At 34.6% G+C, this 15,212-nt stretch carries 9 protein-coding genes; 2 read left to right on the top strand and 7 right to left on the bottom strand.

Annotated elements, in window-relative coordinates; translation table 11 throughout:
• Positions 1-182: 182 nt before the first annotated feature.
• The 5 genes from acuI to DKK70_RS05045 all read right to left on the bottom strand — a co-directional run bounded on the left by acuI (position 183) and on the right by DKK70_RS05045 (position 7,019).
• The gene (acuI, locus tag DKK70_RS05065) at positions 183-1,178 is read right to left on the bottom strand and encodes an acrylyl-CoA reductase (NADPH) (RefSeq protein WP_110433007.1); all 996 of its coding nucleotides are present in this window, start codon (positions 1,176-1,178) and stop codon (positions 183-185) included.
• A gap of 203 nt (positions 1,179-1,381) precedes the next feature.
• Positions 1,382-2,002, bottom strand: coding sequence for an acrylate utilization transcriptional regulator AcuR (acuR, locus tag DKK70_RS05060; RefSeq protein WP_110433006.1), 621 nt, complete (start codon positions 2,000-2,002; stop codon positions 1,382-1,384).
• A gap of 170 nt (positions 2,003-2,172) precedes the next feature.
• Positions 2,173-3,405 (bottom strand): serine/threonine transporter SstT, encoded by a 1,233-nt coding sequence (gene sstT, locus DKK70_RS05055; protein ID WP_110433005.1) that lies wholly within the window; start codon positions 3,403-3,405, stop codon positions 2,173-2,175.
• 682 nt (positions 3,406-4,087) lie between these two features.
• Positions 4,088-5,626, bottom strand: a complete 1,539-nt coding sequence (locus DKK70_RS05050) for a PTS transporter subunit EIIC (protein WP_110433004.1) — start codon at positions 5,624-5,626, stop codon at positions 4,088-4,090.
• Between the two features lie 67 nt (positions 5,627-5,693).
• Positions 5,694-7,019, bottom strand: a complete 1,326-nt coding sequence (locus tag DKK70_RS05045; protein WP_110433003.1) for a 6-phospho-alpha-glucosidase — start codon at positions 7,017-7,019, stop codon at positions 5,694-5,696.
• A gap of 202 nt (positions 7,020-7,221) precedes the next feature.
• On the opposite strand from DKK70_RS05045, the gene DKK70_RS05040 reads away from it, so the two are divergent.
• Positions 7,222-7,926, top strand: coding sequence for a GntR family transcriptional regulator (locus DKK70_RS05040; protein WP_110433002.1), 705 nt, complete (start codon positions 7,222-7,224; stop codon positions 7,924-7,926).
• A gap of 13 nt (positions 7,927-7,939) precedes the next feature.
• Here the strand turns inward: DKK70_RS05040 and DKK70_RS05035 are convergent, their stop codons facing one another.
• On the bottom strand, positions 7,940-8,635 hold the full coding sequence (locus DKK70_RS05035) for a GntR family transcriptional regulator (protein ID WP_110433001.1): 696 nt from the start codon (positions 8,633-8,635) through the stop codon (positions 7,940-7,942).
• A gap of 424 nt (positions 8,636-9,059) precedes the next feature.
• Here DKK70_RS05035 and DKK70_RS05030 point away from each other — a divergent pair, with 424 nt between their 5' ends.
• On the top strand, positions 9,060-9,908 hold the full coding sequence (locus DKK70_RS05030) for an aldo/keto reductase (RefSeq protein WP_110433000.1): 849 nt from the start codon (positions 9,060-9,062) through the stop codon (positions 9,906-9,908).
• A gap of 94 nt (positions 9,909-10,002) precedes the next feature.
• Here DKK70_RS05030 and DKK70_RS05025 read toward each other — a convergent pair whose 3' ends face one another.
• Positions 10,003-15,186, bottom strand: a complete 5,184-nt coding sequence (locus DKK70_RS05025) for an autotransporter outer membrane beta-barrel domain-containing protein (protein ID WP_181415920.1) — start codon at positions 15,184-15,186, stop codon at positions 10,003-10,005.
• Positions 15,187-15,212: the final 26 nt, after the last annotated feature.

Genomic DNA, 15,212 nt, shown 5'->3' with positions numbered 1-15,212 from the left:
TTAAATTAATCATTCAATATGGATAATTCTAACGGTCATTGCGAACTTTACTTTAAAAACAACTGAACTTGAATTTAGTCTGATTTTGCGGGAAATACAAGAACTATTAGACAATAATTTGTCATTTAGATATAAAAGTGAATAAAGCGATGATAAATTACATCGCTTTATTGGTGATTTAGTTACTTATTCACATCAACCACAAAACGACCTTTAATTTTACCAGCGATCATTTCAGCGGCAACATCGGTACATTCATTTAAGGTGATGGTGTTAGCTATATGCGAATATAGCTGTTCATCCATGTTTTGCGCAATTAGTTGCCAAGCCGCAATCCGTTTATCATAACTAGCCATTACACTATCAACACCGGCTAATGTTACTCCGCGTAAAATAAATGGTGCAACCGTGGCCGGTAAATCCATACCTTGAGCAAGACCACAGCAGGCGACAATACCACCATATTGGGTTTGAGCACAAATATTGGCTAAAGTGTAAGAACCTACCACATCGATCGCTGCTGACCATAACTCTTTTTGTAATGGTCGATTAGGCTCTTTCAAAGATTGACCATTAATAATTTCAACAGCACCGAGTTTATGCAGATAATCTTCATCAGTCACTTTCCCCGTAGAAGCGGTTACCTGATAGCCTAATTTACTCAGTAGCGCAACCGCAACCGAACCAACACCACCTGTTGCACCAGTAACTAAAACCTTACCATCTTCTGGTTTAACACCAAAATCAACTATACGCTTAACACATAAAGCTGCCGTATATCCCGCAGTACCGATAATCATCGATTGATAAGGGGTAAGATTTTTGGGTAAAGGAATTAACCAATCCGCTTTCAAATAGGCATATTGAGCATAACATCCCCAATGCGTTTCACCACATCCCCAACCATTCAAGATAACTAAATCACCGGCTTGATAACGACCATTTTGACATTCAATAACGGTACCTACTCCGTCAATTCCGGGAACCATTGGCCATTGTCTAACAATAGGACTTTTATTGGTCAATGCTAACGCATCTTTATAATTGATACTTGAATATTGAATTTGAACTAAAGTATCACCTTGTTGTTGTAATAATTGTTGTTTGGTTAAGGTTTTTAATGAATGTGAAAACCCATTAACCTCATCTTTTTCTAAAATAAGAGCCTTGAATGACATATATAATATTCCCTATTGTTCAATGGATATTTAACCGATTAACGATCGCTGAACTGAATTGGTTAGGATGCCAGTTAACTAATGTAATCATTATTAATAGACGATCGGTCTAAAAAATTATAGACCGATCGTCTAGTTAAAAGCAATAAATTATCTAAAGGTGATGATAAAAAAATAAAAATTTAAATAAATTAAATTGATAGTTACTTTTTACTGACCATATTGATAAAGGTGTTTATGAATAGATCTAAGGGATCAGATTTTTTCACCAATTTACTGCGCGTTACAGCACCTTCCCAGCCTAACCAAAAGAACGCTGCTAATAATTTACAATCTATATCTGAACCAATTTCATTTAGATTTTTGGCTAGCAAAAGACAATTTTCAATTTTTACCTGCCAATTTTGTAAGACCTGTTCAAGCAACTCGGCGTACCCTTCGGGTAATAAGGATTCCTCTTGTATTAACTCACCAATTAAACATCCGCGATTATAATCATATTTTGCCATACCTTGCTTTGCATCTTCATAAAAGGCGGTAATTCTCGCCAAGGGGGATTTAATCGACGCATTAGCTAAATGTTTATCTAATTTATGAGCAAAAAAACTGTCATAGCTAGCAATAATCGTTTTGCCAAACTCTTCTTTACTTTTAAAGTAATAATAAAATGACCCTTTAGGTACACCAACTTGCTTTAAAATACTTTCAATATTCGACGAGATATATCCGTAAGTGGTCATCAACTCTACCCCACTACGGATCAATGCCGCTCTTGTCTCATTACCTTTTTTGGAAAGTGTTGATGCAGAAATATTAACTGGCATAAGATTCCACAATATTGTTTGAATATAAATAATTTATTATTTAGTCATGATAAATAGTCAAATCAGCAAATGCAATAATTTGCGGTTAATCAGGTTGTTCAATTAATAAAAAAGCCTGATAGTTATCAGGCTAAATAGTAAAGCTTCGCCAGTTTAGGCATAAGACCGAATTATTGTGTTTTTCGGCGTTTTACTTTTTCGGAAACTGCACCAATAAAGACAACATCACTAGATGAATTAAGTGCGGTTTCAACCGAGTCTTGAATGACGCCAATCGCAATACCGATACCAATAACTTTTGCTGAAATTTCGTTAGGTATACCAAACATACTACAAGCTACTGGAATAAGTAGTAACGAACCACCGGCAATACCCGATGCACCACAAGCACAAACACTGGCAACAATACACAGTAACACCGCAGAAAGAATATCAATACTCATTCCCATCGAGTAAACTGTCGCTAAGGTTAAAACGGTAATAGTAACTGCAGCGCCAGACATATTGATGGTCGCGCCTAATGGTACCGCCACCGAATAAGTATCTTCATCCATTTTTAATTTTCGACAAATTTCCATGTTAACTGGAATATTGGCAGCCGAACTTCGAGTGAAAAAGGCTGGAATAGCACTCTCTTTTAATGAGGTAAAGACTAATGGATATGGATTTTTACGCATTACTAAAAATGCTAATAGTGGATTAATAATTAATGCGACTATCAACATACATGAAACTAACACGACCAATAAATGTGCATACTTAGCCAGCTCACCAAAGCCAGTTTCAGCCAATGTTGAAGCAACTAAACCAAATACCCCAATTGGCGCAAAACGAATAATAATTTTAACAATAAATGAAATCGCCAAAGAGAGATCGTTCATCATCGTTTTGGTGGTTTCGCTTGAATGTCTTAATGCAATCCCAATACCTACTCCCCAAATAATAAGGCCGATATAGTTAGCATTAACTAGTGCATTGATCGGATTGTCGATCATCTTATCTAATAACGTTTTTAATACTTCAATTACACTACCCGGCGGGGTTAATTTACTTTTATCAATTGAATCCCCCAACGAAATTTGCGAAGGAAAAATAAAACTGGCTACTGTTGCCAATAGTGCAGCCAACATCATACCGGCAAAATAAAGTGCAAGTAATTCGCTCATATTGGCACGTTTGCCATGTTGGTGATTAGAAATTGAAGCAATAACTAAAATAAGGACTAAAATTGGTGCTACTGATTTTAAGGCATTAATGAAAAGGGATCCAATAAAGGACATATCTAATGCGACTTCTCTGGAAATTGCGGCTAACGCAATCCCTAAGAGTAAACCTAAAACAATTTGAGGTATTAATCCTACTTTAAAATAAAAACGAACCAAAGGGTTAGTTGAATGAGCCATGAAATTTCCTTATAGAACAATATAACGGCTAAACATTACCATAAATAAAACTAAAAACTATAAAAAAATTATTATGATAACTATTTTTTATATGGCATTATTCAATTATTAAGATTAATTATTCTCTTAATTAAGGATTTTTGTTTGCTGTCATAACTCGGGCAATTATGTAGATAAGCGACATTAATTCTTATAATTTTTTAAGCAATGCTAATTTGATGCAATTAACGCTAGTTTTTTACAAAAAATATCCGCTAACGTTATAGGCTTGTTGATAATTTTACAAAAATAACAATTACCAGGTTTTAAAAAAGTCAGTTGTATCGCGTTACCCCTTTTGTTGCTACCTATTTTAACCAATGGTTGAACTAATCTTAAGAAACCACACTCTTGTTAGATACTTTTATGCCTGCTTTATTTAATAAAACTTTTTCTTTAATTATTTTGTAGGAAAAAATTTAAGTCAGGCTGATTTGATATAGTTAACACGAGGTTTTACTGAAAAATATCCGCTGAAGGTATAAACTTCTCGATTATTTTGATAACAGATAACAATAAATGATTATAAAAAGTATTGTTGATTAGGATAGTTGTATCTACCTATTTCTTCCTGAGTAAGTAGGGGTAAAAAATAGGTAGATAAATAGTAGTTATAATGTTTTAACCTGCATTGATAAACGTTTTATAATGCCTCTCTAACTAATGTAGCAATTTTTTCAACTTTAGGTCCATAAATTACTTGTACGTGAGTATCACTGTTTATTACCACACCAAGTGCACCCGTTGTTTTTAATACCTCTTGATCGATAATTGAAACATTTTTAAGATCCACGCGTAATCTGGTTAGACAATTATTTACCACCTCAATATTTTCTTTACCACCTAAAGCATTAATAATCCTCACTTCTAATGAATTTTCATCAGCGGTTAGTTTATCGTCGGTATTTGCATTATTAGCGGTGTCTAAAAATTCATCACTGGTGTCAATTGAGATTTTTTTACGGCTTAAATACCATTTGAAAACATAATAATAAATTGGGGCATAAAAGATTCCAACAACAATTTCCATATACCATTTAGAATTTTCAACTAAAACTCCATAAAGAATGAAATCAATAAATCCTCCACTGGTATTACCAATACCGACATCGAATGCACTCATTAAAAAGAAGCCTAAACCAGCCATAAAAGCATGAAATAAATATAAGATCGGAGCAATAAAGAGGAATGAAAACTCTAATGGTTCAGTAATACCTGTTACAAATGCCGCGGCTGCGCCAGCAATCATTAGTGCTTTAACTTTAGTTTTTTTCTCTTGTGGTGTTGTTTTATAAATCGCATATGCAGCAGCAGGTAAACCATACATCATAAATGGCATTTTGCCTTGACCAAGATAACGAGTAAACGGCTTTAATTGTTCAATATCGACATGCCCAAAATAGTGCATGAACACATTTAATGTTCCATCAATACCACCTAATGAACCACCGACAACCGTTGTTCTAAATAATTGATTGATAATATGATGTAATCCAGTAGGAATCAGTAATCTTTCTAGAAAACCAAATAAAAATACCCCAACGCCACCTAATGCGCTAATAGATGTTCCGATTACTTCTATGCCGGCCGCGATTGGTCCCCAAATCAATGGCATAATTTGCCCTAAAATTGAAGTCCAAAAGATAACAGCGATTGAAACAAATCGTTTGCCACCAAAAAAAGCAATAGCTACTGGAAATTGAATTTTATAAAATTTATTATGCAAGTAAGCACTGATAACACCGGTTATCATCCCTGCTACCGCGCCCATTTGTAGAGTATTTTCTATGCCGAGGATATTCGCTAATATTGACTTATCAATATCAACTAAACCTGACTTAATCATTATTGAGGCACTAAATAACATCATATAGTACCCCATAAAGCCGGCTAAAGCGGCAATTTCTTTCTCTTGTTTAGCTAAACCAAATGAAACTGAAATTGAAAACATAACAGGGATTAGTTCAAAAGCCTTACCTGATATGAAACGAATAGTTGTAATAATATAAATGGCAATGTCACTTTTTAGAAATGGTAATAGATCTTGTATTTGTGCTCTTAATAATGCCGCAGATAGACCTAAAAGTAATCCAGTCAAGGCTAAAATGGCAATAGGTAAAAGTAAACTACGACCAAAATCAGAAAAGAAATCCATAATCTTTAATCTGCTAAATTTTTGCATCTTTTGCTCCTAAGATAATACGTCTTGGCTTCCAATATAAATAGAGGGGGGTTGGCTCCCCTAATTGTTATTTGAGTTCTGGCCAATAGTCTTTATTAGCCTCAATTAAGGCATCAAGAATGATTCTGGCTTTTTTAGCATCGTTTACTGTGCGATTGATCGTTAATGATTCAAGCGCTTTTTGATAGGAACCTTCATAATAGGCATCAATAGCAAGTTTTTCGGAAGCAAGTTGATTTTCTAATAATCCTTTATAGAAAGTAGGAATATTACCTACCCGCATTGGTTTTGGTCCATTACTGCCCAATTCGGCAACAACTTCAACCATTCCGTCATCCGGTAGATTATTAATTGCACCATAGTTCTCAACAATGATAATAAACCGATCGTTTTTGTTATATGCAATTGACATCGCTACCTCAATCATAAATTCAGCATGGGCATCTTCATGAATATTGATATAACCCTTTGTCGTACCAGCATTAATAATCACTTTACACTCTTCAAAGACTCGTTTTTCACGACTTGCCATCACTTCATTGGCGCGCGTAAAATTCGGATCTAAATGCTTGGCTTTATAATCAGGATAAAGATAATATTGGTTATATGTATTAGGTAGATAATCCGGAAAATCTTCCATAAGTTGTTTAACCATGCCATAAGTTTCTAGCCATGATTTATCTCGTTGCTCAGCATCTTGAGGTAAAAACCCTCGTTCAGCAATTAACGCTCTTAATTTAGGTAATAGATCTTCACCGGTTTTCTTATTATAAATATGAGTAAACCAACCATAGTGATTAAGACCAAAGTAAACGGGATCAAGCTCTTTAAAATGACAACCTAATAAACGGCTACATGAACGCACAACATTTTCCGGTTGGTCACAAATATTAAGAATTTTTTTATCATTCGGAAATTCACGGCGTAAAGCTTCAGCAACAATTGCTGCCGGATTTGAGTAGTTGAGTATCCAAGCATTAGGGGAATACTGACGTATATCATAAATCGCTTTTATCATCTCTTTGGTTGAACGCAAACCATAAGCAAAACCACCTGGACCACAAGTCTCTTGACCAATTATTCCATGTTGCAAAGGGATTTTTTCATCCAGCTCACGCATTTTATAACCACCAACACGCATCTGCATAAAAACAAAATCCATATCTTGATATGCCTCGGCAATATCAGTGGTATAATGAAATACCGCTTCAGGATATAACTCTTTAAATAAAATTTTACCAAATTCTCCAATTACCGATTGACGTTCAGCATCTATATCAAATAAAACCAGTTTACCTAAAGGAAATTGCTCCTTCATATGGCAAAATGATTTCAAAAAACCTGGAGTAAAAGTACTACCGCCACCAACGATAACTAAATTATATTTTTTCATGTTAATTCCTTTTTTTGAATTAGATTAATGTGTTACAACAAATACACTATAAAGAGAGGAAAATTGCGAAAATATAAGATGACCAATGAATTGTGATCTTTATCACATTGTGATTATTTTTGACTTATTTAATATGGTTAGCATTATTTACATATGTTAAATTTAATTATTAAATATTAACAAGTTAACATTTTTTATTGGTATGAAAGTTGTATATTTAAAAATTGCTGAAAAGATTCGTAATCAAATTAATGACAACTATTACCCAATTAATAGCTTCTTACCGAGTGAAAAAAAACTGGCTAAGGAGTATCAGGTTTGTTCATCTACTATTCGCCGAGCACTAAAACAACTAATAGATGAAAAAGTGATAGCAGCCAAACAGGGGAAAGGATATTTAGTTATAAAAAAAACCAATTATAAAAATAGACCTTTAACAGGCTTTTATAAGGTAATGGAAAATGCGGGCGAGAAGAATATTATCAATCTAGTCACTCAATTTACTGTAATTTCCGCTAATAAAGATATAGCTGATAAGCTTAATATTCCTCTTAATAGCCAAGTTTATGCTATTCAACGATTGCGTTTACTTAACGATATGCCAATTTTATTAGAAAATAGCTTTTTAGCTGTTAGTTTATTACCTCATTTAACTATCACGCATCTTGAAAAATCAAAATTTAAGTATATTAGAGAAGAGTGTAACATCCCTATATTAGACGGTTATCGGACTTTTTTGCCCTATTTAGCTGATGAAGGGGTAGCAAATTTGCTTAAAGTGACGGTTGAGCAACCATTGTTACTCATGAAAACCACGGTGTTTTCAGAAAATAGTCAACCTATTGAATATTCTGAACAATTCCTAGTTACCGATCGTTACAATACCCAGCATTATTTTAAAGCATAGTTAACATTCACTATTAGCTCTCATCATTAAAACGTAATGTAAAATGATGATTATTTTTTTCACAACAATATGAGGTGATTGAGTAATTGATACCTAAACCTTGTTTATTCGTTACCAATAAAATCTGCTGCTGAAGTAATTTTCCTTTATCAATATTCAAAGCATTGGCTGTAATTGAATCTGCAATACAAGGAGTAAAATATAGATAACTATTAATATCAGCTAATGATATATATTTTTTTATTATCTCAAAAGTAGGGTGAAGCACATCATCATAACAAAGTTCAGGGAAAAACTTTACCGGTAAAAAACTTTCTTGAATTTGTTGTGGTTGATTATCAAAATAGACAAGCCTTTGGACATAATAAGCCCTATCATTAATAGACAAATTGAGTTTATGAGCAATGGTAGCCGGGATAGTAACTAACTGATAATGCAATATTTTAATAGTAATATTGTCATTATTTGCTGTATAAGCTTCTATAAAAAGGTTAGTCGTTGGACTAGGTTTATTTTTAACAAAACACCCTTTTCCTTGATAGCTAATAACAATATCTTGCTCTATTAATTGCTTAATTACTTTTCGTAAGGTTGATCTGGCTACATTAAATTGTAATGATAATGCATTTTCAGTGGGTAAACGGTCACCAATAGCATATTGACGATTAATTAAATCACAAAGTTTTTTATAGACTAAATCAACTTTCATTATCTCTTTTCTAAATATGACGTTCTAATCAAAGTATATCGCTGCAAAACTACAATATCAAATCTAATACGATGATAATTATCGTTTATAATATCTTAAATAATATAGCTATTTTCTCTCAATGGTTAGATAAGAAAAGAGTAATCAATTCAAATTAGAGTCTAGTTTTATTAAAGTTAATTTACTAATCCATGTTTTCCCCCTCCTAATTATAATATTAGCTAATTATCAAAAAGTTGAAATATGATTTTTTTAAAGGTAAAAATAGGACTAAATCACTAAAAAGGTAATAAATTGGTTTTAGGTGACCTCACTATTAAACAGATGCTTTTAACTTTACTAAATAAAATGATTAATAATTAATCCTAAACAAGATAATAACACCAGTTATTTTCAATTAACTTTTATGCTAGAGGTGCTTATGATGAAAAGGATAAAATTAAATAATGGTATTGAAATGCCTATTGTTGGATTTGGAGTATATCAAATTGATGAAAAGCAGTGTCAGCAAGCGGTATTGGATGCAATTGATGTTGGTTATCGTCTGATTGATACCGCAACGGCCTATCAAAATGAACGCCAAGTAGGCGATGCGATTAGAGTTAGTGGAATTAACCGAGATGAGCTGTTTATCACCACCAAACTTTGGTTAAATCGGGCTAGTTATGAAGGTGCTAAAATCCAATTTGAGCAATCCTTAAATTTATTACAAGTAGACTATATTGATCTGTATTTAATCCACCAACCTTTTGGTGATATTTTTGGCGCTTGGCATGCGATGGAAGAACTTTATGAGCAAGGTAAAATCAAAGCAATAGGTGTCAGTAATTTTAGGCCGGATCGTTTAGCCGATTTAATGGCATTTAATAAAATAAAACCGGCCGTAAATCAAATTGAAGTTAACCCTTTTAATCAACAATTACAAGCAGCACCTTGGATGCAAAGTAAGACTATTCAGCCGGAAGCATGGGCGCCATTTGCTGAAGGAAAGAATGATATCTTCAATCATCCAATTTTAACCGCAATTGGACAAAAATATAATAAGTCGGTTGGGCAAATTATTTTACGTTGGTTAATTCAACGGCAAATTGTCTGTTTGGCTAAATCAGTTAGAAAAGAACGTATGATGGAAAACTTTAATCTATTTGATTTTCAACTATCAGATAAGGATATGATCGATATTACCGCAATTGATACAGCAACTAGTGCGTTTTTTTCACATAGCGATCCGGCCATTGTAGAGTGGTTGACTCAACGCCGACCAAATATTTAGTTTTAGAATATTTACTATATGCAGAAAAAGTTAGAAAAAGCCGATATTTAACATACAATATCGGCTTTGCAACTTTATTGAGATTTTTTTACATTTACCATTTAGCTCGTATGCCGACAGAAGCACTAACAGGAGCTTTCACTCTGGCATCACCACCATGAGTCCAGGTATGCCCTATTTCGCTATATACATTGATTTGATTATTGATTTCATAACTGCCACCAATTGCTAATTCCGAACTTAAAGATTTACCCCCATTACTAAATTCGCTACTAGCATTTTTACAATCAAATTTAACATGATCCGCACCATTTGGAGAATAGAACAGGTTTACTCGTGCGTAAGGGCGCAATAAAGTATCTTCAGTTTTATAATTACCTTCTAACCTTGCCCCCAAACGGAATAACCAACTATTATTATCACTATGTTTTACAGTGGTTTTACCACTGATATGACTATCTTTTAAATCAAGCCATTGGTGGGTTATTTGTGCTTGAGGCTCTAGCTTCCAATTGCTCTCCATTAAAACAAAGGGTTTGCCTGTTTCAATCGATGCGCTCAAACCTTTACCTTTTTGTTTACTATTTTTATTTCCATTTGGATTGAGATCAACTCGATGACGAACTCCTTGTAAAACCATATCAAAATAACTACCATCATTCTGCATATAGGTACTATATGCAGCTAAAAAGTAGGAGTTTATCTCATTTTTACCCACTCGTTTATATTTACCACTAGCGAAACCATCAACACTTAAATCACCATTTAAGTAACCAAAATAAGCCCCAATTCGCCAATCATCATTCTGCCAAATATCACTGCCTAATTGGAAACCGCTATAGTTTCCTTTGCTATGCGCATTAACGATGCCATTTTGTTTTAAATTCACTCGCTTGGTTATAATTCGCCCCCAACTTATTGGTGAATTCAACAATGGCACATTACCGATGCGTTGGTGCAGATTGCTCTGCATAAGATTATCTGCAAGACGAAGCTGTGCAGCAACAGCCCCAAACAATGGAACCTCTTTACGATAGGTTATCTGAGGTACCGGTTTGCCTGGTTCAGGGTCAATAGTTGGATTCGTTGGATTCGTTGGATTCGTTGGGTTTGTTGGGTTAGTTGGATTGGTCGGATCCGTTGGGCTCGTTGGATTAGTCGGATCCGTTGGATTCGTTGGGTTAGTTGGATTGGTCGGATCCGTTGGATTCGTTGGATTGGTCGGATCCGTCGGGTTAGTTGGATTCGTTGGATTCGTCGGGTTAGTTGGATTCGTTGGGTTAGTTGGATCCGTTGGATTCGTTGGATTGGTCGGATCCGTTGGATTCGTTGGATTGGTCGGATCCGTCGGGTTAGTTGGATTCGTTGGGTTATGCGGTAAGTAAGAACGCAAATACCAGTTATTATTTTGGTTATTAATATCACCTTTATGTAAATAATATTCATAAGCACCGGCATCTAAATGTTCTGCTTGCATTTTAAAGGCATCATCACTACTGGTACCGCCAACATGGATTAATTCAATACCATCGGTATTACCTGTATCAGCACCTAAACCATTAATATCATTGATTTGTATCCATGTGTTGCCTGAAACATTACCATTTACCAATAGGCGATCGGTAGCACTATCACTATCTTGAAGGACTGTATCAAAAATTATTTTACCGCCATTGCCTATATAATCGCCTGTAACCGTTAAACGGTCACCTGTAAAAGCATTATTAAGATTAATTGAACCAGCGTTATTGACGCTACCAGTAATTATAGATTGGTGCAGACCTGATTGCAGTTCAACTATTGCGCCAGAATCAAGCGTCAAATTATCAGTATTTAAATTACCGGTTAACGTTAGTTTACCGCTACCGCTCAAATTAATATTTTCCCAACCCCAAATAGCCACATTATTTAGCGAACCATCAGAGGTGGATGATCCAATAAGATGCGTATTTAAGTTTAAGGTATCATTATCAGAAGAGCCTGCAACACGAGTAAATTTATTACCGCCATCAACCATAATCAGTTGCGATATATCTGCACCTTCATTAATAAATAAGGTATCATTACCCGTTCCAAGTACAATTTTTCCACTGATTTTTGCACCATCATTTAAAGAGATTATAGAATCTGTTTTATCATTTTTAATCGCAATACCGCTAGCCGATGAAACATCTGCACCTTGATTCAGATTTATATAGGTTTTAATTCCTTCTCTACCATTACTATTTATGGCTATTCCGGATGTACTATTGTTGGCGATTACTTTACTTGATATATCGATTTTGGTGTTACCACTAGCATTATTGAATACAGAAATCCCCTTATCAAAGCCACTAATAACCCCATTTGTTTGTTGCAATAATAGATCCTGTGCGTTACCATAATTAGCGGCATCAATTCCAGAACCACCTATACCAGAGACATCACCATCAATAAAAATCTCGGTCGAGCGCTGACCTCGATTTACCAAATTTACACCATTATTTCCACCTTGAATAACACTATTAGCAGTTTGCTTAAATATTAACTCACTAGTGTTAAACTCATTACCCGCCATAACGGCATCTAAATTTCGGCTCGTAACTTTACCCGCAATTTTAATAGTAGTTACACCTTGTCCACTATTAGTAAGATTAAAACCACTAGTTTGCCCAATAATCTCACTATCTTCAGTTTGATCGACAATTAAATCAGAGCTAGATGAGCGATTATTCACCCAAACACTGTCATTATTACTTACAACTTTACCCGCTAAACTAATTAGTGTTGAACGTTGCCCATCATTAGATACATTGATTCCATAATTATTGGCATTGATTTCACCTCCTGCTTGAATAATATTAATCTCCTTACCATTGCCTCTAATTTCCGCGGTAATCCCATCTTTCTCCTCAGCGACTATTTTACTTTTTGTAGTGATATTCGTTGCACCTTGACCTGTACTGATTATATTTATTCCATTTTGCTTTCCTTGAATATTACCAATTATTTGATCAATTTTGATATCATTTGTATTTTCATAATTTATTACAGTTATTCCATCATACTGTGAACCAATAACGTTACCAGAAACACTTACCGACGTAGTACTTTTACCACTATTAAACAAAATCATCCCATAATCGCTACCTTTAATATTGCCACTGTTCTGAGAAACCGTAATACCTTGACTATTTTCGCCATTAACTACTGTAATACCATTATTTTGACTGCCTATAATGTCGCCATCTGCTGTTATTGCCGTGGTATTAACTCCATCATTATCAATATTTATTCCGTCTAATTTACCTTGAATACTTCCTCCAGACTGAGTAACACTTGCTTCTTGGCTATGTCTATAGTTGTTAATATAGATACCATAATGCTGACCACCAATAACATCACCATTGGTATCAACAGTGGTTGACCCTGTGCCATAATTTGTTAAAGAAATTCCATTTAGACCACCTTGGATACGCCCTGATTCTTGTTTAGCTATAATATTTTGGGTATTTGTTTGAATCGTGGCATTGATACCATTACCATTTTCACCAATCACGCTGCCTGTGGTAGAGATAATTGTTGAACCTGTTCCATTGTGGTTAACATTAATACCATCTGTATTACCATGAATTTCACCTGATGCTTGAGAAATAGTAATATCCTTGGTATTAGTGTCAGTAGCAGCTATAATGCCAGAATTAATATTGCCAGTAACATTACCTTTGATAGTTACATTAGAAGAACCAGTACCTCTATGGGTAATATTGATACCAGCGTTTTGACCATAAATCGCGCCACCATTTTGATTGACAATGAGATCACGAGTATTAGTTTCATTGATTATACGAAGCCCATCATCCCCAGAACCTGTCACTGTACCATTAGTGTTAATTTCACTTGAACCATTACCTTGATTAGTTAGAATCATGCCATAACTTAACCCTCTGATATTACCATTTGACTGTTCAACCTTTAAACCAGTCGTGTTTACCCCACTAAATACAGACATACCTTTTTGTTGTTGGCCTTCAATATCACCCATAATAGAAATGGACGTTGTTTCATTGCCATTATTAATAATATCAACACCAGATCCTTTTCCTATAATGGAACCTGCTACCTGATTAAAGGTTAATTTGTGAGTATTCGCAAAATTAGTAATAGATACCCCAGAACTTTGATTAGCCACTATCTTACCGGACGTTGTGACTATCGTTGAACCATTGCCACTATTAACAGCATTGATGCCGTTTGCCAAACCATTGATCTCGCCTGATTTCTGACTGATGGTTAAATCATGAGTGTTGGAATTGTTATTGGCAAAAAGACCGTCATTTTGTTTACCGACAACTTTTCCAGCTACCGTGATAGTAGTTGAACCATTACCAAAATTATTTGCTTTGATTCCATTAAGTGCACCTGAAATTAAACCACGATCTTGCAAAATAGTTAAATCGCCTGCATTTTGTTCATTAGTTGCATTAATCCCTTCTTTCTCATCACCAATGACATTGTCATTAGTTTCAATATTTAATTTGCCTTTTCCTTTATTATCAGCATTAATACCATTTTTTTTGCCATGAATATCACCCGATGATTGAATTATATTTAATCCCTGAGTATCTCCATCATTCACCGCCAAAATACCATCAAGATCATCACCAACCACAGAGCCAATGGTCGATATCGTTGTGGTACCATGACCATAATTAACCGCATTAATTCCATTTGATTTTCCATGGATACTGGCATCAATAAGCTCCATGATATTCAAATCATGAGTGTTATTTGAGTTTACCACATGTAAACCATCGTTTTGCTTACCCGTAACATCACCCGAAATATTAATCGTTGTAGAGCCAGAACCATTATGGCCAAGGTTGATTCCATTTTTACCACCAATGACCTCTCCATCAGACTGATTTAAATTGATATCATTGATATCATTAGCACTCATATAGTTATAACCATCGTCATTGGACTCAACATGGTTAGATATAGGTAAATCGACAGAATTGCTAAAGTTAGTCATTGCCAAAAATTGACTTATAAAAGTTGGTGATTGTTTGCCAACAGAATTTTTGTTCGGGTATTGATTAATAATATTTTTTCCACAATATTTGTAGAGCGATGAACTATCACATTGGGCATAACTGAAAGGGATCATGGCTAATGATAAACCGGCAACTGATAATAAATTAATAAAGAATAATTTACCTTTAGATTGCGATTTTTCTGATGTCACTATATAGGCTTGACGTCGGACACTCCAAACTAACTTATATACTTTATTCATTATTTTCTCTCCCGAAATAAATCTAT

This window comes from Gilliamella apicola (assembly GCF_003202655.1).
Lineage (GTDB): Bacteria > Pseudomonadota > Gammaproteobacteria > Enterobacterales > Orbaceae > Gilliamella > Gilliamella apicola_R.
This window is presented reverse-complemented; position numbering and strand designations above follow the sequence as displayed.